Origin of the sequence: Aeromicrobium sp. WCS2018Hpa-31, assembly GCF_031843905.1 — a bacterium.
In the GTDB taxonomy this organism is placed as follows: Bacteria; Actinomycetota; Actinomycetes; order Propionibacteriales; family Nocardioidaceae; genus Aeromicrobium.
The window spans coordinates 37938-56795 of record NZ_JAVTJF010000010.1 but is presented as its reverse complement, the minus strand read 5'-3'; the positions used below and the strand labels follow the sequence as shown (position 1 = coordinate 56795).

The following is an 18858-nucleotide window of genomic DNA, read 5'->3' as shown; positions in this document are numbered from 1 at the left end:
ATGACGATCGCGGCGCGGACGACACCCCAGACGTCCACCGCCGAGGACCGACCCAGTCCGCGCACCGCGCTGTCGTTCGTGGCGGTGGGCACGCTGGGGCTGGTCGGCCTCTTGGTGCCGCCGCACCCCCAGACGACGACGTTCGTGCAGCCCTGGCACGTCCTGGCCCTGTTCGCCGTCACGCTCGCGATCCTCGCTCGCAGCCTCACGTCGCCGGTACGCACCTGGGCCGATCCCGGTGCCCCGCTGTTCTTCTTCGTGGTGATCGCCGCCGCGCGCGAGGTCAGCGGCGGCGCCGTGGGCGGCGGTGGTGGGCTCGTCGCCCTGCCGGTCCTGTGGTTGGCCCTGTTCGGCCGTCGCAGGGACCTCTGGCTCGCCGCCGGTGCCACGATCTTGGTCTTCGTTGTCCCGGTGATCACCGTGGGCGCTCCGCGCTACCCCGTGAGCGGCTGGCGGATGGCCCTCATCTGGACGGGCGTCGCCCTGCTCATCGGCCCAGCCATCCAGGACGTCGTCCGACGTCTGGGCATCGAGCGACGACAGCACCAGCAGGCGGCGGCCGAGGCCCGCGGCCTGCTGGGGGCAGCACGTCTGAGCAGCATGATCGCGACCGACCTCGACGGACTGATCACCTCGTTCGGCGTGGGGGCCGAGCACCTCCTTGGCTACCGCGCCGTCGAGGTGGTGGACCGCCTGCACGTCTCGTCGCTTCACGACCCCGCCGAGCTCGCTGCCGCGGCAGCGGCCGGAGGAACCGCCCCAGACCGAGTCCTCGCCCAGCTCGCCGCCGAGGACGCCCCCAGCCGCGTGTGGAGCTATCGCCGCGCCGACGGCGGGCAGATCTTCGTCCGGCTCGCCGTCACCGAGCTCCGACGGGACGACGGCACGCTGGTCGGCTACCTGCACGTCGCCATCGATGCCACCGCCGCCGTGACGGACCAGCGGCGACTCGCTGCTGCCGAGGCCCGGTGGCGCGTCGTGATGGACCAGCTGCCGGAGGCCACCGTCGTGGTCGTCGACGCCGGGCTCACCATCGAGCTCGTCGCGGGTGCCGGCGCCATGCGACAGGGCGTCGAGGACAAGGTCGGCGAGCCGCTCGACGCGGTCTCGGGGCCGGCCAACATGGCGGTCTGGAGCCGCACCGTCCCGCTCGCCATCGCAGGCACCACGACGGAGGAGGACCTCGCGGCGACACGCACCGGGGACGAGCACCACGTGGTCGTCACGCCGCTGGCCACGGTGGACGGACCGCGCGCCCTCATCGTGGCCCGCGACGTGAGCGCCGAGCGCCGGCGTGAGCGCGAGATCGCCCGGGCCCGCGACCGAGCCGAGCACCTCTTCCTGGACGCGCCTCACGGCATCGCCGTGCTCGACTCCGACGGTGTGGTCCGCGAGGTGAACGGCGCACTCGAGCGGATGCTGCCCGACCCGCTCCGCTCGCCAATCGGCCAGAGTCTGGTCGACCTCTCCCCCGACCCGGAGGCCACCCGACGGCTCCTCGCCGACCTCGACGAGAGCCCGGCGCGCCTCGCGACCACGTCATGGACCCTCGAGACGGCGGACGAGCGCATGGTCCACCTCGCGCTGTCGCTCGCCCGGCTCCGGACGGTCGACGGCGCGACGGGAGCGGGCATCATCGTCAACGTCGTCGACGTGTCGGACCGGTACCGCTACGAGCAGCAGCTCACCCACATGGCCGACCACGACGCCCTCACCGGCCTCGTCAACCGTCGCCGCTTCGACCGCGACCTCGACCTTCACATGGATGCCTGCCGTCGCACCGGACCACGCGGTGCACTGCTCCTGCTCGACCTCGACCACTTCAAGGAGATCAACGACACGCTCGGGCACCGCGCCGGTGACGAGCTGATCACCTCGGTCGCCGCGATGCTGCGCCGCGAGCTCGCAGACGCGGACATCGTGTCGCGGCTCGGTGGCGACGAGTTCGGGGTGCTTCTACCCATGGCCACCCCCGAGGAGTCGGTCGCTCTTGCGCACCGGCTCGTCGACCGTGTCCGCGATCACGCATCCACGCTCGACGGAGTGCGGCGCCGCGTCACGGCGAGCGTGGGCGTCCTGCCGATCGTCGACGTCGGCGACCTGTCAGGCGGCGACGCCCTCGCCACCGTCGACATGCTGATGTACGACGCCAAGGACGCCGGTCGCGACGGCGTGGCCACGCTCGACACCCAGCACGACGTGCCCCGGCTGGGCGCACGCCTGCGGTGGCGCGAACGCCTGGAGCACGCGCTCGAGCACGACGGCTTCGAGCTCCACCTCCAGCCGATCCAGCACGTCGCGTCGGGACGGATCACCGGCGCCGAGGTCTTGCTGCGTCTGCGGGACGACGACGGCACGCTCGTCATGCCCGGCCGATTCCTCTACATCGCGGAACGTACGGGTCTCATCGCGGCAGTCGACCGCTGGGTCCTGGCCCATGCGCTGCCGATCCTGACCGACCTGCAGCGGGCACGGCCTGGCTTCGTGCTCGAGGTGAACGTGTCCGGGCTGACGATCGGCGATCCCGAGCTGGAACGGATGATCGTCTCGGCAGCCACCTCGGGTGCCTTCCCTCCGCGGTCACTCGTCCTCGAGATCACCGAGACCGCGGCCGTCGCCGACCTCGAGAACGCCCGCGACTTCGCCCGCCGGGTCGCGGCGACGGGGTGCCGGTTGGCGCTCGACGACTTCGGGGCCGGTTTCGGGTCCCTCTCCTACCTCAAGCACCTCGACTTCGACCTGCTCAAGATCGACGGCGAGTTCGTGGCCGACTCGCACCGCAACGGCGTCGACCGGACGATCCTGCGCTCGGTGGTGGCCATGGCGAAGGCGCTCGGCAAGGAGACGGTCGCGGAGTTCGTGGCCGAGGGCGCCGTCCTCGACGTGGCGCGCGCCGAGGGCGTCGACTTCGCCCAGGGGTACGTGATCGGCCGACCGGTCCACCACGACGACTTCGTGGCGACCTACCTCGACTGAGGACCGGGGCCGACGGCGCGCCGGGTCAGGCGCGCACGTAGGTGACGATGTCGAACGGCACCCGCTCGGGCTCCGGTCCGACGTGCGGGACCCGGCCCGCCTCGTGCCAGCGCTCCCAGTCGATCCGCGGGAAGTACGTGTCACCGTCCGGCGCCGCGGCCACGCGGGTGACGACCAGGACGTCGACCAGGTCGCGTTCGAGCGCCGCGGCGTAGACCTGGGCCCCACCGACCAGGAACACCTCGTCGTCGAGGGATCGGGCACGGTCGAGCGCCTCGTCGAGGGAGTGCGCCACCTCGACACCCTCGGCGCTCCACCGCGGGTCGCGGGTGACGACGATGGTGGTGCGGCCCGGCAGCGGCCGACCGATGGACTCGTACGTGGCCCGCCCCATCACCATCGGGTGGCCGAGCGTGAGCTGCTTGAAGTGGGCGAGGTCCTCGGGGAGCCGCCAGGGCAGGGCGCCGTCGACCCCGATCACCCGGTTGGCGCCCATCGCGACGACGAGCGTGGTGGTGGCAGTAGTCATGCGTGTGCTCAGACGGCGATCGGTGCCTTGATGCCCGGGTGGGGGTCGTACCCGGTGACCTTGACGGAGTCCAGCGTGAACCCATCGATGCTCGTGACCGACGGGTCCAGCCACAGCTCGGGAAGGGGGCGCGGCTCGCGCTCGAGCTGCAGGCGGGCCTGGTCGAGGTGGTTGAGGTACAGGTGCGCGTCGCCGAAGGTGTGGACGAAGTCGCCCACCCGCAGCCCGGCGACCTGCGCGACCATGTGCGTGAGCAGCGCGTAGGACGCGATGTTGAACGGCACGCCGAGGAAGACGTCGGCCGACCGCTGGTACAGCTGGCACGACAGGCGGCCCGGGCCCCCGTCGTCGGCCGGTGCGACGTAGAACTGGAAGAAGGCGTGGCAGGGCGCGAGCGCCATGGCGGGCAGGTCGGCGACGTTCCAGGCGCTGACGATGTGGCGACGGGAGTCGGGATCGGCCTTGAGCGACTCGATGACACCGACCAGCTGGTCGATCGTCTGACCGTCCGGCGTCGGCCACGAGCGCCACTGGTGGCCGTAGACCGGCCCCAGGTCGCCGTTCTCGTCGGCCCACTCGTCCCAGATGGTGATGCCGTTCTCGCGGAGCCAACGGGTGTTGGTGTCGCCCGAGACGAACCAGAGGAGCTCGCCCACGACCGACTTGAGGTGCACCTTCTTGGTGGTGACCAGCGGGAATCCGGCGGCGAGGTCGAAGCGCATCTGGTGCCCGAACACGCTGCGCGTGCCGGTGCCGGTGCGGTCGCCCTTCTCGACGCCCTCGTCGAGGATCCGGCGGACGAGGTCGAGGTAGGCCTGCATGCTCCGGAGGATACCCGCCGACGCCGACAGGTCCTGTGCGAAACTCTGGTCGTGCCCCTCGCCGAGTACGAGGCCTCCCCGCAGGAGGTCCGCCGCTTCGCCCTCCTGCAGATCGGTCTGACCGCAGGCTTCATGACGCTGATCTTCCTGGCCCTCGGCGGCACCGACGCCGATCTTCCGCCGTGGTGGCTGCTGGCGGCGCTGCTGCTGGTGGTCGTGGTCGCCGCCGTGCTCTCCGAACGGGTCTGGCTGCAGGCCTCCCCGCTCGATCCCGACGACGACCCCGACGACCTCGAGCGCCGCGCGATCGGCATCTACGCCGCGCAGACGGTGCGCAAGCTGATGTTCTGCGAGGCATCCGTGCTGCTGGCGATCCTCGTCTCGTTCGTGGGTACCTGGGGCGGCTGGCCGATCCTGCTCGCCGGGGTCCCGGGCCTGTTCCTGCTGGGCTTCGAGACGTGGCCCGGCCTGCGCAACCTGACCATGACCGCCGCGATGCTCGAGGCCGATGGCGCCGAGACACGACTCGTCGAGAGCTTCCGGTCGTGGTGACCGCCGACGTGAGCGTCCGGCTCGCCTGGCCCGACGACGTGGCGGCGATCGCGACCGTCCAGCAGGCCGCCTGGCGTGACGCCTTCGGGGACATGACCACCGTCGACGTCGCCCCGGCGTGGCACGCACTCCTCACGACTCCGCCGGACGCTCGCGCCCGGGTGCTCGTCGCGCTCGAACAGGCCACGCTCCGCGGGGTGGCCTTCGTGCACCCCTGCCACGACCCCGACGCCGACCAGGTCGCCGACGGCGAGGTCGGCGAGCTGCTGGTCGACCCCGGTCACCGCGGCGAGGGTCACGGCTCGCGGCTGCTCCAGGCCGCCATGGACACGTTGCGCGCCGACGGCTTCGAGCGGGCCCGGTGGTGGTTGCCCACGACCGACGACGCCCTGCGAGCCTTCGTGGTCGGCACCGGGTGGGCCGCCGACGGGGCCCACCGCGAGCTCGCCGACGAGACCGGCGCCCACACCGTGAAGCAGGTGCGACTCGTCACCTCGTTGGTCGAGGAGTGAGCGACCGCTCCCCCGACCCGCCCAGTGCCGCACGTCGCCGAGTCGTGGCCGACTCCCTGGGGGTCGGCGTGGCCACCGGCCTCTACGGCGTCTCGTTCGGCGCCCTGGGCACCGCGTCGGGACTCAGCGTCCTCCAGACGTGCGTGCTGTCCCTCGTGGCCTTCACCGGCGCCTCCCAGTTCGCCTTCATCGGCGTGGTGGCGGCCGGCGGCGCTCCGCTGACCGGTGCCCTCACGTCCGTGCTGCTGGGCACGCGCAACCTGTTCTACGGTCTCAGCCTCGCCTCGATCCTGCGTCTCACCGGGGCGCGGAGGGCCCTGGGCGCGCACCTCGTGATCGACGAGTCGACGGCCGTCGCCGTCGCCCAGCGCGACCACGTCCTCGGCAGGCTCGGGTTCTGGTGGACCGGCGCCTCGATCTACCTGCTGTGGAACCTGTCGACCCTCGCCGGAGCGCTCGCGGGCACCGCGATCGGCGACCCCCGCACCTACGGGCTCGACGCCGCGGTCGGCGCGGCGTTCCTGGCCCTGCTCTGGCCACGCCTGTCCGGAACACTCCCCCGGGTCGTCGCGCTGGTCGGCGCCGGGGTGGCCCTGGGCCTGGTGCCGCTCTCCCCCGCCGGCGTGCCGATCATCGCCGGCGGCGCGGTGGCCGTCGTGGCAGGTCTGCTGCTGCGTGACCGGCTCGGACGGCCCGCGTCGTGAGCGCCACCTGGCTGGGCATCGTGCTCACGTGCGTCGGCTGCTACGCCCTGAAGCTCGCCGGGCTCTCGGTGCCGGAGCGGGTCCTCGAGCACCCGGCCACCCGACGTGCCGTCGACCTGATCCCGGTGGCTCTTCTCGGTGCCCTGGTGGCCGTGCAGGTGCTGGCCGACGGACAGCGTGTCACCGTCGACGCGCGGCTGGCCGCCCTCGTCGTGGCGGCGGTCCTGCTGGTGCTGCGCGTGCCGTTCCTGCCCGTGGTGCTGGGCGCCGCTCTCGTCGCGGCCGTCCTGCGCTGATCCGTCGTCAGCGCAAGCCCGACCACCACCGGTGCCGGTGCGGGGTGGCCACCTCTGGCTCCACACCGAACAGGTCACGAAGCACCGTCGAGGCACGCGCCAGGTCGTAGCCGTGCACCACCTGACCGGGCTCAAGCACCATGGACCGCCAAGCGTCCTCCTCGTCGTGCCGCAGTCCGATCCCGGGCTCCACACGGACGTTCCGGGCTCGCACTCGACACGGCACCGCGGGCACCACCTGCAGGTGCCACGGCGCGAGGACGAGCACCGTGGCCACGTCGATCTCGTCGTCGAGCTGCACGACCCGGATCGAACGGTCGTAGGCCAGCGCGGCGACCTCGGAATCCCACGCCTCCCCCAGCTTCATCGGAAAGGTCGAGACGACCACGACGGCACCGTCTGCGGACGGTGCCGTCACCTCGGCCCGCAGACGCTCCACGTGCGCCTCGTCCGGTCGAGCGAGGTCCAGCAGCACCATCAGGCGCGCAGCGGGCAGACTCTCGGCCAGGAACCGGGCCGGCGCGGGGAAGCGGCGCGGACCTCCCGGGTCGAGCCGGATGGACTCCCGACCGTGGGCGATCTCGCCATGCCAATGACGCCAACCCTCGCGATATGCTGCACGATCGGGGTGCAGCCAACCGTTCACGAAGTCTCCGTCGGTGAGTGACGGGCGGCCCCGGCGAACGACGCCGACAGGCTGTTCGGCGTCACGCAGGACGGCTCCAGCTCCGAGCAGCTCCGCCCGGACGACAAGCTCGCTATCGGCCGCGCGGCGCACCTCGTCGAACCCTCCGAGTTGCTCCCACGCCCCCCGGCGGATCATCGACAGGCCTCCGGCCACCTTCTGGGCTGCGTACCCGTCGCGGACCGAGAGGTCCTCCCGTGCGAACACTGCCTCCGCGACCACCACTTGGCGGGCCGGGTCCTCCGCCATCAGTGCGACCTGGCGGGCGATGCGGCGGGGATGGCTCCAGTCATCGCTGTCGGCGAAGGCGACGAGCTCTCCCCGAGCCTGGGCCACTCCGACGTTGCGCGCCCGGTAGGTGCCGCCGTTCTCCTGCAGCTCGATAGTCCGCACCCGCGGGTCGTCGCGCAGGGCGGCCGGCAACCGCACGGGTCCGGACGGTGTCGCGTCGTCGACCACGAGGAGCTCGAGGTGGCGGTGGGACTGCTGCAGGACGGACCGCACGGCCGTCTCCAGCGCGACGGGATCCGTGGCCCAGCTGGTCATCACCACACTGACGAGTGGACCGTCGTCGTACGAGTCGGCGGGCGAGGAGAGCGCGTCGATGCGCGGGCTCGCAGGGTCGTCGAGCACGAGAGCCCATGCGCCGGGGAAGTAGACATCGTTGACCGCATCGAGCCACGACTCCCCCGCCTCCGCGCCGCGGACCGCCGGATGGCGCTCGTTGAGATGGCGACCGGCGAGCTCCGCCACGTCACCGTCGCCGGGAAACAGGTCGAGCAGGTCGGCGACCTCGTCGAAGCGGCCTTCGTTCCACCAGACCTCGGCCATGGCACCGACGACGCGTGCCCGGATCACCTTCGACGCCGGAAGGTCCTCGGGGCCGTGCTGGTCGAGCAGTGACGCGAAGCGGCGGCGTCCACGGTCGAGGTCCTCGGGCACCGAGGGCATCGACAGATCGAGGAGCGTGACCATCCATGCGGCGTCGACGTCACCGGCCTCGACCTCTCGACGAAGGGCCTCACGCACGGCTCCGCGCCACCGGGTGGCCTGCTGGAGGGTACGGACGCTGGCCCAGGACCGGGTCACAGGCCCAGGACGGAGTCGAGACCGACGGTGACACCCGACCGGTCGGCCACGTGACGCACGGCCGCCACCACGCCGGGCATGAACGACTCCCGCGTGGACGAGTCGTGCCGCAGGCTCAGGATCTCCCCCTCGCCGCCCAGGAGCACCTCCTGGGACGCGACGAAGCCGCGCGAGCGCACGGCGTGCACCGTGATCCCGTCGACCTGGGCACCCCGAGCACCGTCGGGGTCGGTGGTGGTGGCGTCGGGGACCGGCGGCGAACCGGCCTCGGCGCGGGCGGCCGCGATCAGCTCGGCCGTGCGGACGGCCGTCCCCGAGGGGGCGTCGACCTTCGCGGGGTGGTGCATCTCGATCACCTCGACGGACTCGAAGAAGGGCGCGGCCGTGGCGGCGAACCGCATGAGCAGCACGGCTCCGATCGAGAAGTTCGGCACCACGAGGACCGAGACCCCGGTGCGCTCGTGGACCGCCGTGCGCACGGCTCGCAGCCGTTCGCCGTCGAAGCCGGAGGTTCCCACGACCACGTGCACCCCGCGCTCGATGCACCACAGGACCTGGTCGAGCGCGACGTCGGGCGTGGTGAAGACGAGGGCCACCTCGGCTCCGGACTCCCCCACCAGGTCGATGGAGTCGCCGACGTCGACCTGGGCGACGACCTCGATCCCGTCGGCGGCGTCGAGCGCCTCGACGGAGGTCGAACCCATGCGCCCACGGGCGCCCAGCACGGCTACACGAGTCATGACCTCAGGCTATCGAGCGAGCACGTCGCGCAGCACCACGAGCCCGGCGTGCAGCTCCGCGAACGACGTGGTGAGCGGGGCGAGCCCGAGTCTCACCAGGTCGGGCTCGCGGAAGTCGGGCACCACGCCACGGTCCACCAGCGCTGCCGTGACGGCGCGCGCGTCGGGGACCCGCACGGTCACGTGACCACCGCGACGTGCCGCGTCACGCGGTGTGACCACCTCGACCGGACTGCCGTCGGCGGCCAGCACGTCGAGCGCGTCGATCGCGAAGGTCGTGAGCAGCACCGACTTGACCCGCACTGCCTCCACGCCCGCCTCGGCGGCCATGGCCGCACCCTCGCGCACCGCCAGCAGGCCGGCGACGTTCGGCGTCCCCGACAGCAACCGACGTGCGTCCACGGCGGGGCGGTAGTCGTCGGCCATGGCGAAGAGGTCGTCGGCGCTCCACCAGCCCGGCAGCGGCTGCTCGAGCACGGGGAGGTGGCGAGCCGCCGCGTACAGGAACGCCGGTGAGCCCGGTCCACCGTTGAGGTACTTGTAGGTGCATCCGACCGCGAGGTCCACGCCCGCGGCGTCGAGCGCGGTGGGCACCACCCCGACCGAGTGGCACAGGTCCCACACGACCAGGGCGCCGGCCGCGTGCACCCGGTCGGTGAGCGCGGCCAGGTCCAGCAGGGCGCCGGAGCGGTAGTCGACGTGGCTCAGCAGCACGACGGCCGTGCGCTCGTCGAGCACGGCGTCCAACGAATCGGTCAGGTCGCCCTCGGCGTCACGCTCGATCGTGACCAGCTCCATGCCGCGGGCCGCCGCCACGTGCGACGCCAGGTAGCGGTCGGTCGGGAAGTCGCCGGCGTCGACGACGATCCGGCTGCGTCCGGGCACGATCGACGCCGCGGCGTGCAGGGCCTTCGCGATGCAGATCGACGTCGAGTCGGCCACCACCGTCTGACCGGGTGCGGCACCCACGAGGGCGCCCACCTCGTCGCCTACCTCGACCGGCAGCTCGGTCCAGCCCTCCGACCAGCCACGGATCAGACGGCTGCCCCACTCGTCGCGCACGAACGAGGCGAGGCGCTCTCGCGTGCGCAGCGGCAGCCGACCCAACGAGTTGCCGTCGAGGTAGGCCACCATGTCGGCGTCGAGCACGAACTGCTGGCGGTACACGGCCAGCGGGTCGGCAGCATCGAGCGCGGCGGCGCGCTCACGGAAGTCGGTCATCTCGCGGATCGTCTCACGCCGAGGGCCGTGACCCCACCTCCCGGTCGACCGCCCGGACCGAACGCGACGAGGCCCCCACCCCCGAAGGGGTGAGGGCCTCGTGACGTGGACCGATCAGGCGTCCGTGGACTCCTCGGCGTCGGCCGGGGCCTCGTCGGTGGCGTCCTCGGGAGCTGCGTCCTCGGGGACGGGGATCAGCGAGATCTTGCCGCGGTCGCCGAGCTCGGCGATCTGGACCTGGATCTTCTGGCCCACCGAGACGACGTCCTCGACGTTGTTCACGCGCTGGCCGCCGTTGAGGTCGCGCAGCTTGCTGATGTGCAGCAGCCCGTCCTTGCCCGGCGAGAGCGCGATGAACGCACCGAAGTCGACCGTCTTGACGACGGTGCCGAGGTAGCGCTCGCCGACCTCGGGCATCGTCGGGTTGGCGATCGCGTTGATGGCGTCGCGCGCACGGTCGGCCGCACCGCCGGCCTCGCCGGCGATGTAGACGGTGCCGTCGTCCTCGATCGAGATCTTGGCGCCGGTGTCGTCCTGGATCTGGTTGATCATCTTGCCCTTCGGGCCGATGACCTCGCCGATCTTGTCGACCGGCACCTTCACCGTGATGATCTTCGGGGCGAACTCGCTCATCTCGTCGGGCGCGTCGATGGCCTCGGACATGACGTCGAGGATCGTCAGGCGCGCACCCTTGGCCTGCGTGAGGGCACCGGCGAGCACGTCGGCGGGGATGCCGTCGAGCTTGGTGTCCAGCTGCAGGGCCGTGATGAACTCGGGCGTGCCGGCGACCTTGAAGTCCATGTCGCCGTACGCGTCCTCGGCACCGAGGATGTCGGTGAGGGTGACGTACTCGGTGGCGCCGTCGACCTCACCGAAGATGAGGCCCATCGCGATGCCCGCGACCGGGGCGCGCAGCGGCACACCGGCGTTGAGCAGACCGAGCGTCGAGGCGCAGACCGAGCCCATCGACGTGGAGCCGTTCGAGCTCAGCGCCTCGGAGACCTGACGGATCGCGTAGGGGAACTCCTCCTTGGTGGGCAGGACCGGCAGGAGCGCGCGGCCGGCGAGCGCACCGTGGCCGATCTCGCGCCGCTTCGGCGAACCGACGCGGCCCGTCTCACCCGTGGAGAACGGCGGGAAGTTGTAGTTGTGCATGTACCGACGCGTGCTCTCGGGGCTCAGCGTGTCGAGCTTCTGCACCAGGTCGAGCATGTTCAGCGTGGTGACGCCCAGGATCTGGGTCTCGCCACGCTGGAACAGGGCCGAGCCGTGCACGCGCGGGATGACGCCGACCTCGGCCGACAGCTCACGGATGTCGGCGAGTCCACGACCGTCGATGCGCACCTTGTCGCGGAGCACACGCTGACGGACGAGGCTCTTGGTGACCGCACGCAGCGCGGCACCGACCTCCTTCTCGCGACCCTCGAACTGCTCGCCGAGCTGGTCGAGCACGTCGGCCTTGATCTGGCTCTCGCGGTCCTCGCGATCGGCCTTGGAGGAGATCGTGAGGGCCTCGGCCAGCGGGCCGGAGGCGGCTGCGGCGACGGCGTCGTAGACGTCGTCCTGGAAGTCGAGGAAGACCGGGAAGTCCTGGACGGGCTTGGCCGCGGCCTCGGCGAGCTGCTGCTGCGCCTCGCACAGCTGGCGGATGAAGCCCTTGGCGGCGTCGAGGCCACCGGCCACGACCTCCTCGGTGGGCGCCTGGACACCGGACTGCACGAGGTCCCAGGTGTTCTCGGTGGACTCGGCCTCGACCATCATGATCGCGACGTCGCTGGAGCCGTCGGCCTGCGTGGCGATGCGGCCCGCGACGACCATGTCGAACACGGCGTCCTCGAGCTGGCTGTGCGTCGGGAAGGCAACCCACTGGCCGTCGATCAGGGCGACGCGGGTGGCGCCGATCGGACCGGAGAACGGCAGGCCCGAGATCTGCGTGGACGCGGAGGCGGCGTTGATGGCCAGCACGTCGTACGGGGTGTCGGGGTTCAGGGCCAGGACCGTGATGACGACCTGGACCTCGTTGCGCAGACCCTTCTTGAAGGTCGGGCGCAGCGGGCGGTCGATCAGGCGGCAGGTGAGGATCGCGTCCTCGCCCGGGCGGCCCTCACGACGGAAGAACGAGCCGGGGATGCGTCCCGCGGCGTACATGCGCTCCTCGACGTCGACCGTGAGGGGGAAGAAGTCGAAGTGGTCCTTGGGGTGCTTGCCGGCCGTGGTGGCCGAGAGCAGCATCGTGTCGTCGTCCAGGAACGCGGACACGGAGCCGGCGGCCTGGCGAGCGAGCTGACCCGTCTCGAAACGGATCGTGCGGGTACCGAAACGACCATTGTCGATGACGGTCTCGGTGGTGTGGATGGAGTCGGACATAGAAGTCCCTTCTCGCGACGGTCGTCGCGCGGTGGGACGAGCTCCGGACCTGCCGTGATGATGGCCTTCGGTCTTCGATCGAGGCCCGCGGCGCGGCGATCGCCGTCCCGAGGGCCACTACCGAGGACCGGACCCGACGTGGCGGCTCTCGTCCGTGGATGTGTCGATGTTCAGTTGTGGTGGGCGGTCGTCCAGGTCCTACGACCTGGGCGGGCCCGGATGCGGATCAGGCGGCCACCCCGACTGGGGAGACCGCCTGATCGAAGTCAGCGACGCAGACCGAGGCGCTCGATGAGCGAGCGGTAGCGCTCGATGTCCTTGGCCTGGAGGTAGTTGAGCAGCCGACGGCGCTGGCCGACGAGCAGCAGCAGGCCACGACGGCTGTGGTGGTCGTGCTTGTGCTCCTTCAGGTGCTCCGTCAGGTGCGAGATGCGCTCGGTGAGCAGCGCGACCTGGACCTCCGGGGAGCCGGTGTCGCCCTCGCTGCGGGCGTACTGCTTGATGATCTCGTCACGCGGCGTGCCGGCGACGGTGGGGGCAGCGGTTTTCTTCGACATTCTTCTCCTGGGAGGTCGTTGCACGGCGCTCCCGGGCATGTCCACCGGGGCTCTGATGATCCGTGGGCGTTGGTACGCCGCCTGCCAGGCTATCAGCGGGCGGCACCTCCAGGCGAATCGCCCGGGTCAGGACGGTCGAGCGAGCACGGCGCGTGCGGCGTCGACGTCGGCGTGCATCTGCTCGACGAGGGCCTCGACACCCTCGTAGGCCACCATCGAGCGCAGCCGCTCGACCAGCTCCACCCGCACGGCGCGTCCGTAGAGGTCGAGGTCGTGCCCGTGGTCCATCACGTAGGACTCGACCCGCCGCTCGGTGCCGGCGAAGGTCGGGTTGGTGCCGATGGACACGGCAGCCGGGTAGGCGGCGTCCCCGGTGACGAGTCGACCGGCGTAGACCCCGTCGGGCGGGACGCAGTACCCGGCGTCGACCGGGACGTTGGCGGTCGGGAAGCCGAGGTCTCGGCCACGGCGGTCACCGGGGGTGACCACACCGTCCACCTCGTACGGACGGCCGAGCACCGCTGCGGCCTCGGCGAGACGGGCCTCGGCGACGAGACCCCGCACCCGCGTGGACGACCAGGTGCCGGATCCGTCGTCGCCCCGCGCCTCGGCGTCCCCCACGAGCGTGAGCGCGTCGGCCGAGCAGCCGTGCTCGGCGCACAGCTCGCGCAGCACCTCCGTGGTGCCGGCGGCCTTGGCGCCGAACGTGAAGTTCTCCCCGACCACCACGTGGCGGGCCCGCAGCTGCTCGACCACCACGCGCTCGACGAACTCGCGAGGTGACCAGGAGGCCATCTCGCGGTCGAAGTCGAGGACGCGGACGTGGTCGGCCCCGCGCACGCCGGGCGCCGGCTCGAGCAGCAGCTGCACGCGGCGCTCGAGCGACGTGAGCCGGGCGGGGACCCGCTCGGGGGCGAAGACCGCGACCGGGTGCGGCTCGAAGGTCACGGCCACGACCGGCAGACCGTCGGCGACCTCGCGCGTCCGCTGCAGCAGTGCCTGGTGCCCTCGGTGGACGCCGTCGAACGTCCCGATGGTGACGGCGGAGTCCTCGGCGATCGGCGCGGTCGACGCCCCGCCCAGCTCTGTCCACGTGGCCACGCCAGAACTGTGCCACAGCGGCGCTCGCTGCACGCGTGCGCGGTGACGTTCGATGAGAGTTCTCTCATCGCCACCTCATCGTGGCGAGGTGCTCCGTGCGGCACAGTGTGCGCATGACGCGTTCCCGCCTCCTCGTCCCCCTCGTCGTGGGGGTCGCCGTCGTGCTGCTCGGCATCGTGGCGGCGCGCGTCGTGGCGCAGGACGACGCACCGGCCGGCGACTTCGCCCCCGTGACGGTGCCGACGACGTCGAGCTCCACCCCGACCCCCACCCCCACGCCGTCGCCGACCCCGTCTGCGGACGACGACGACGATGACGACGACTACGAGCGCGTCCCCCAGACGCCGCGCCCCATCGACGATGATGACGACGACGATGACGACAGGGACGACCGGGACGACGATGACGACTGACCTCCTCCCCCGGCTTCGCCGTGGACGCAGGAGCGACGCGTGGACGTGAGCCGCAGCCCCCGCTACTCCGTCCGCCAACGTCTCACCGCCGCCGTCGCGCTCCTGACGGCGGCGGCCCTCGTCGCCGTCGGTGCCACCCTCTTCGTGCTCGAGTCGCGCCGCATCGACCGCGTGATCGACACCAGCCTGGCCCAGGAGGTCGGCGAGCTGCGTCGCCTCCAGGCCGAGGGAGTCGACCCGGAGACGGGCGAACGGTTCACCGATCCCGACCGCCTGATCGCGTTCTTCCTGTCCCGCAACGTGCCCGACGCCGAGGAGAACCTCTGGCAGTTCCCCGTCACCGGCAAGCCCACGTTCGTCGGCGAGGGCCAACGGGCGCTGCGCACCTCGCCGCGCTTCCCGGCCCTGGTCGAGCGGCTCGAGACCGCAGGCGGCGTGGCCGACCTGACCGTCGCCGACCGCGACTACCGCGTGGCGGTCCAGCCGGTGGAGCAGGGATCCGAGCGCGCCTCCTTCGTCGTCTCGCACGACGTGAGCGAGTCGCGCAACCAGCTGCACGAGCTGATGGTCACCTACGCCCTGCTCAGTGCGCTGTCGGTGGTGCTGATCTCCGCGATCGCGTCGTGGCTCGCCGGCCGTCTCCTCTCCCCCGTGCGCCGGCTCCGTGAGACCGCGCAGGGGATCACCGAAGGTGACCTGAGCGGGCGGCTCGAGGTGAGCGGCAACGACGACCTGAGCGAGCTGCAGCGCACGTTCAACGACATGCTCGACCGCCTGGAGGAGGCGTTCGCCAGCCAGCGTCGACTCCTCGACGACGCCGCGCACGAGCTGCGCACCCCTCTCACCGTCCTGCAGGGTCACCTGGAGGTCCTCGACCTCACCGACCCCGACGACGTGCGCACGACCCGCGTGCTGCTGCTCGACGAGATCGACCGGATGACCCGGCTGGTGAACGACCTCCTGCTGCTCGCCAAGGCCGAGCGTCCCGACTTCGTGCGCCTCGAGCGCACCGACGTCGAGGCCCTGACGGTCGGCGTGCTGGAGCGAGCCCGCGGGCTCGCGGAGCGCGCGTGGGTGCTCGACGGCGTCGCGCGCACGACGGTGGAGGTCGATCCGCAACGCATCACCCAGGCGCTGCTCCAGCTGGCGGACAACGCCGTCCGCCACACGGCCGCCGGTGACGAGATCGGCATCGGCTCGCGCCTGCACGAGGGGAACGTCGAGCTGTGGGTCCGCGACACGGGCTCCGGTGTCTCGCCCGCGCTGCGTGAGACGATCTTCGAGCGCTTCTCGCAGGGCGAGGACGAGCACGCCGGCTTCGGCCTCGGGCTCTCCATCGTCGCGGTGATCGCCCAGGCCCACGAGGGCCAGGTGGTGCTCGACGAACCCAGCGCCGACGAGCACGGCACGAGCGACCATGGACCGACCAGTGGCACCGGCGCGACGTTCCGGCTGGTCGTCCCGGCAGGAGGACAGTGGTGAACCGGATCCTGGTGGTCGAGGACGAGGACCGCATCGCCTCGTTCGTCTCCAAGGGCCTCAAGGCCGAGGGGTTCACCCCCACGGTGGTCGCGGACGGCGTGAGCGGGCTCGACTACGCCCTCACCGGCCCGTTCGACCTGATGATCCTCGACATCGGCCTGCCCGGCCTGGACGGGTTCACCATCCTCGAGCGTGTGCAGGCCGAGCGCCCCGAGCTGCCGGTCATCGTGCTGACCGCTCGCGACTCAGTGACCGACACGGTCCAGGCGCTGGAGGGCGGCGCCGCCGACTACATGAGCAAGCCGTTCCGCTTCGCCGAGCTGCTGGCCCGTGTACGGCTGCGGCTCCGCTCCCCCGCCCAGGCCGCTCCGGACGACGAGCTCGTGGCCGGCGACGTCCGACTGGACCTGCGCCGGCGGCGGGCCTACGTCGGCGAGCGCGAGGTGGAGCTCTCGGCCCGCGAGCTCTCGCTGGCCGAGGTCCTCATGAGCCACCGTGGTCAGGTCCTGTCGCGCGAGCAGCTGCTCTCGCACGTGTGGGGCTACGACTTCGACCCCGGCTCCAACGTCGTCGACGTCTACGTCGGGTACCTGCGACGGAAGCTGGGTGCCGAGCTCGTCACCACCGTGCGGGGGCTGGGGTACCGGGTGGACTGAGGTCCTCCCGGCCTGCGGGTGCGTCGGTCGGCGGGCTTCCGCTCGCTGCTGCTTCGGCTCGGCGGGGCTTCCACTCGCTGCTGCGTCGCTCGGCGGGGCTTCCACTCGCTGCTGCGTCGCTGCCGTGGGCCTTCACGTCCTGCTGCGTCGCTGTGGCTGCGAGTGGGCGTGGTCTCCGAAAGGGCCTCGACCGGAACGGTGGGTCTCGGACCGGCTGGGTCTGCGGGGCGCGGCCACGATTCTCCATCTGCGAGAAATTCACGCACGATGCTTCCTTCGCGTGGACCGTGCCACGCGAAGGAAGCACCGTGGCGAGGAAAAGGCCCCCGTACGGGCAGAGATTCTCCCTTCTCGTGGACCGTTCCACGCAAAGGGAGAATCCCTGCCCACCCGCCGCGTACCGAAGCCCCGCTGGACGCAGGATTCTGCCTTCGCGTGCGGAAGCCCGAACGATGCTGCGTTGGTGACGGGATCCCGTAGCGAACGCAGCATCCTTCGACCCCTCACGCACGAACGCAGAATCCTGCGTCACCCCCAGCCACGCCCCGAGAGCCCGACCGAGCCCGGACCCGCCCGCCGGTCGAGGCCCTTTCGGAACGCAGGTCCACTCGGAGCCACAGCGACGCAGCAGCAGGACGAAGCCCCAGCCCAGCGACGCAGCAGCGGGTCCAGGCCCAGCCACAGCGACGCAGCCGCAGGTCGAGACCCAGCCACAACGACGCAGCCGCAGGTCGAGGCCCGAACGGACGGCTACTCAGCTGCGAAGAGCCTCAGCGCTTCAGCGTGAAGCCCGACAACCGGGCACTGGGCAGGCCGGCGATCATCGGCTCGAGGTCGTGCGCGATCTGCGTCGGCGTGGGACGCGCCGCCGGGTCGGGGTCGAGGCAGCGGCTGATCAGGTCGGCGGCGCCCGGGTGCACGTGGGCGGGAAGCGGCTTCGGCTCGTCCTGCAGCTGGGCCCAGCGCGGGTCGCGGTCGAAGGCGCGGAAGCCGGCCGCGGCGCGGAACAGCGTGGCGCCGAGGCCCCAGACGTCGGCCGCAGGACCGACGGTGCCGCGCTCCCCCGGCAGGCACTGCTCGGGGGCCATGTACTCGTCGCTGCCGACCGCGTGGTCGAGGGCGGCGGCCTCGGAGGCGTCCAGGGCGACGGACAGGTCGATCAGCTGGGCCGGCGAGCCCATGATGACGTTGCTCGGCTTGATGTCGAGGTGCAGGACGTCCTCACCGTGCAGGTAGTGCAGCACCGACGCCAGCTCGAGCGCCAGCGGCAGCAGCTGGTGCTCGGGGACGGCACCGTGCTTGCCGATCAGGCGCGAGAGGTTGGGACCGTCCACGTGCTCCAGCACGAAGTACGGCCGCTCGGCCTCGTCGTCGTAGGAGAAGACCCGCGTGATGCCCGGGTGGGCCAGACGCGACAGCAGCCCGATCTCGCGGTCGAAGCCGGCGCGCGAGGCGGGGTCCTCCACGTGGCCGGGGCGCAGCACCTTGACGACCACAGGGGCGTGCAGGCGCTCGTCGAAGGCGAGCCACGCCTCGTAGACGGTGCCGCCCCCGAGGTCCTTCACGGCCGTGAGGCCGGGGGCGATCTCGTCGCCCCCGGCCAGGCCCCAGCGGTCGTCGGACATCAGCTGTTCGTGTCGTTCGTCGGGGCGGTGTTCTTGGTCGGGGCGCTCGGGGCCGTGTTCTTCGTGGGGGCGGTGTTCTTCGTGGGCGCCGACTGGACCGTCTTGGCGGTGTTCTTGGTCGGAGCCGACTGCACCGTCTTGGCCGTGTTCTTCGTCGGCGCGGTGTTCTTGGTCTGCGCCGTGTTCTTGGTGTTGGCCGTGGGGGCCGTGTTCCGGGTCTGCGCGGTCTGAGCCGTGTTGGCCGTCTGCGCGGTCACCTGCGTGTTGAGGTCGTCGTCGCGGCCGTCGCGGTCGTCGTCATCGTCGTCGGCGGCCGGCACCGTCCACGAGGTGCTGGTGTCCTCGCGCTTGAGGGCGGGGTCGCGGTCGGTGTCGTCGGCGCTGGCCGCCGACAGGGCGAACCCGGCGGTGCCGAGGGCGAGGGTGCCGGCGACGGCGGCGATTCCGGTACGGACTGAGAGCTTCATGGTTCCTCCTGGTGTCGATGTGATGCCCTCACTCTCGCCAGCGCCCGTGAGCCCTCCGTGAGACC

Annotated in this window: 18 protein-coding genes; 8 read left to right on the top strand and 10 right to left on the bottom strand. The window is 71.6% G+C overall.

Annotated elements, in window-relative coordinates:
* A complete protein-coding gene (locus RQG84_RS13880) occupies window positions 1–2976 on the top strand; it encodes an EAL domain-containing protein (RefSeq protein ID WP_311210471.1) in 2976 nt (991 codons plus the stop codon).
* Between the two features lie 25 nt (window positions 2977–3001).
* Here RQG84_RS13880 and RQG84_RS13875 read toward each other — a convergent pair whose 3' ends face one another.
* Window positions 3002–3505 (bottom strand): dihydrofolate reductase, encoded by a 504-nt coding sequence (locus tag RQG84_RS13875; protein ID WP_056576951.1) that lies wholly within the window; start codon window positions 3503–3505, stop codon window positions 3002–3004.
* Between the two features lie 8 nt (window positions 3506–3513).
* Window positions 3514–4326, bottom strand: coding sequence for a thymidylate synthase (locus RQG84_RS13870; protein WP_311210470.1), 813 nt, complete (start codon window positions 4324–4326; stop codon window positions 3514–3516).
* A 51-nt stretch (window positions 4327–4377) separates the two neighbouring features.
* On the opposite strand from RQG84_RS13870, the gene RQG84_RS13865 reads away from it, so the two are divergent.
* Genes RQG84_RS13865 through RQG84_RS13850 form a run of 4 tightly spaced genes read left to right on the top strand, consistent with a single transcriptional unit; the run spans window position 4378 to window position 6390 of the window.
* The gene (locus RQG84_RS13865) at window positions 4378–4878 is read left to right on the top strand and encodes a hypothetical protein (protein WP_311210469.1); all 501 of its coding nucleotides are present in this window, start codon (window positions 4378–4380) and stop codon (window positions 4876–4878) included.
* Window positions 4872–5390, top strand: a complete 519-nt coding sequence (locus tag RQG84_RS13860; protein WP_311210468.1) for a GNAT family N-acetyltransferase — start codon at window positions 4872–4874, stop codon at window positions 5388–5390. The genes RQG84_RS13865 and RQG84_RS13860 overlap by 7 nt, the downstream gene beginning before the upstream one ends.
* The gene (locus tag RQG84_RS13855) at window positions 5387–6094 is read left to right on the top strand and encodes an AzlC family ABC transporter permease (protein WP_311210467.1); all 708 of its coding nucleotides are present in this window, start codon (window positions 5387–5389) and stop codon (window positions 6092–6094) included. Before RQG84_RS13860 ends, RQG84_RS13855 begins: the two co-directional genes overlap by 4 nt.
* Entirely contained in the window at window positions 6091–6390 is a 300-nt protein-coding gene (locus RQG84_RS13850) for an AzlD domain-containing protein (RefSeq protein WP_311210466.1), read from the top strand. Before RQG84_RS13855 ends, RQG84_RS13850 begins: the two co-directional genes overlap by 4 nt.
* 7 nt (window positions 6391–6397) lie before the next feature.
* Here the strand turns inward: RQG84_RS13850 and RQG84_RS13845 are convergent, their stop codons facing one another.
* From RQG84_RS13845 to RQG84_RS13820, 6 genes are all read right to left on the bottom strand, one after another.
* Window positions 6398–8104, bottom strand: a complete 1707-nt coding sequence (locus RQG84_RS13845; protein ID WP_311210465.1) for a glycosyltransferase family A protein — start codon at window positions 8102–8104, stop codon at window positions 6398–6400.
* Between the two features lie 56 nt (window positions 8105–8160).
* Window positions 8161–8904 (bottom strand): 4-hydroxy-tetrahydrodipicolinate reductase, encoded by a 744-nt coding sequence (dapB, locus tag RQG84_RS13840; protein WP_311210464.1) that lies wholly within the window; start codon window positions 8902–8904, stop codon window positions 8161–8163.
* Between the two features lie 9 nt (window positions 8905–8913).
* A complete protein-coding gene (gene kynU / locus RQG84_RS13835) occupies window positions 8914–10125 on the bottom strand; it encodes a kynureninase (RefSeq protein WP_311210463.1) in 1212 nt (403 codons plus the stop codon).
* A 114-nt stretch (window positions 10126–10239) separates the two neighbouring features.
* Window positions 10240–12492 carry a polyribonucleotide nucleotidyltransferase gene (locus tag RQG84_RS13830; protein WP_311210462.1) on the bottom strand — a complete coding sequence of 751 codons (2253 nt, stop codon included), beginning with the start codon at window positions 12490–12492 and terminating at the stop codon, window positions 10240–10242.
* Between the two features lie 266 nt (window positions 12493–12758).
* Window positions 12759–13049 (bottom strand): 30S ribosomal protein S15, encoded by a 291-nt coding sequence (gene rpsO / locus RQG84_RS13825; RefSeq protein ID WP_055967444.1) that lies wholly within the window; start codon window positions 13047–13049, stop codon window positions 12759–12761.
* A 126-nt stretch (window positions 13050–13175) separates the two neighbouring features.
* Window positions 13176–14150: a bifunctional riboflavin kinase/FAD synthetase gene (locus tag RQG84_RS13820; RefSeq protein ID WP_311210461.1), complete on the bottom strand. Its 975-nt coding sequence runs from the start codon at window positions 14148–14150 to the stop codon at window positions 13176–13178.
* A 113-nt stretch (window positions 14151–14263) separates the two neighbouring features.
* Between RQG84_RS13820 and RQG84_RS13815 the strand changes: the two genes are divergently transcribed.
* The 3 genes from RQG84_RS13815 to RQG84_RS13805 are packed head-to-tail and all read left to right on the top strand — an operon-like array spanning window position 14264 to window position 16701.
* Window positions 14264–14563 (top strand): hypothetical protein, encoded by a 300-nt coding sequence (locus tag RQG84_RS13815; protein ID WP_311210460.1) that lies wholly within the window; start codon window positions 14264–14266, stop codon window positions 14561–14563.
* Between the two features lie 39 nt (window positions 14564–14602).
* Window positions 14603–16045 (top strand): HAMP domain-containing sensor histidine kinase, encoded by a 1443-nt coding sequence (locus RQG84_RS13810; protein ID WP_311210459.1) that lies wholly within the window; start codon window positions 14603–14605, stop codon window positions 16043–16045.
* Window positions 16042–16701 carry a response regulator transcription factor gene (locus tag RQG84_RS13805; protein WP_055968550.1) on the top strand — a complete coding sequence of 220 codons (660 nt, stop codon included), beginning with the start codon at window positions 16042–16044 and terminating at the stop codon, window positions 16699–16701. The genes RQG84_RS13810 and RQG84_RS13805 overlap by 4 nt, the downstream gene beginning before the upstream one ends.
* Window positions 16702–17471: 770 nt before the next feature.
* Here RQG84_RS13805 and RQG84_RS13800 read toward each other — a convergent pair.
* On the bottom strand, window positions 17472–18326 hold the full coding sequence (locus tag RQG84_RS13800; RefSeq protein WP_311210458.1) for a serine/threonine-protein kinase: 855 nt from the start codon (window positions 18324–18326) through the stop codon (window positions 17472–17474).
* Window positions 18326–18793 (bottom strand): hypothetical protein, encoded by a 468-nt coding sequence (locus RQG84_RS13795; RefSeq protein WP_311210457.1) that lies wholly within the window; start codon window positions 18791–18793, stop codon window positions 18326–18328. The genes RQG84_RS13800 and RQG84_RS13795 overlap by 1 nt, the downstream gene beginning before the upstream one ends.
* Between the last annotated feature and the right edge of the window lie 65 nt (window positions 18794–18858).

What these genes read in the sequence shown, in the direction of transcription:
- RQG84_RS13880 (WP_311210471.1), top strand. Translation starts at nt 1, where the DNA reads ATGACGATCGCGGCGCGGACGACACCCCAGACGTCCACCGCCGAGGAC.
- RQG84_RS13875 (WP_056576951.1), bottom strand. Translation starts at nt 3,505, where the DNA reads ATGACTACTGCCACCACCACGCTCGTCGTCGCGATGGGCGCCAACCGG.
- RQG84_RS13870 (WP_311210470.1), bottom strand. Translation starts at nt 4,326, where the DNA reads ATGCAGGCCTACCTCGACCTCGTCCGCCGGATCCTCGACGAGGGCGTC.
- dapB (WP_311210464.1), bottom strand. Translation starts at nt 8,904, where the DNA reads ATGACTCGTGTAGCCGTGCTGGGCGCCCGTGGGCGCATGGGTTCGACC.
- kynU (WP_311210463.1), bottom strand. Translation starts at nt 10,125, where the DNA reads ATGACCGACTTCCGTGAGCGCGCCGCCGCGCTCGATGCTGCCGACCCG.
- RQG84_RS13830 (WP_311210462.1), bottom strand. Translation starts at nt 12,492, where the DNA reads ATGTCCGACTCCATCCACACCACCGAGACCGTCATCGACAATGGTCGT.
- rpsO (WP_055967444.1), bottom strand. Translation starts at nt 13,049, where the DNA reads ATGTCGAAGAAAACCGCTGCCCCCACCGTCGCCGGCACGCCGCGTGAC.
- RQG84_RS13815 (WP_311210460.1), top strand. Translation starts at nt 14,264, where the DNA reads ATGACGCGTTCCCGCCTCCTCGTCCCCCTCGTCGTGGGGGTCGCCGTC.
- RQG84_RS13800 (WP_311210458.1), bottom strand. Translation starts at nt 18,326, where the DNA reads ATGTCCGACGACCGCTGGGGCCTGGCCGGGGGCGACGAGATCGCCCCC.
- RQG84_RS13795 (WP_311210457.1), bottom strand. Translation starts at nt 18,793, where the DNA reads ATGAAGCTCTCAGTCCGTACCGGAATCGCCGCCGTCGCCGGCACCCTC.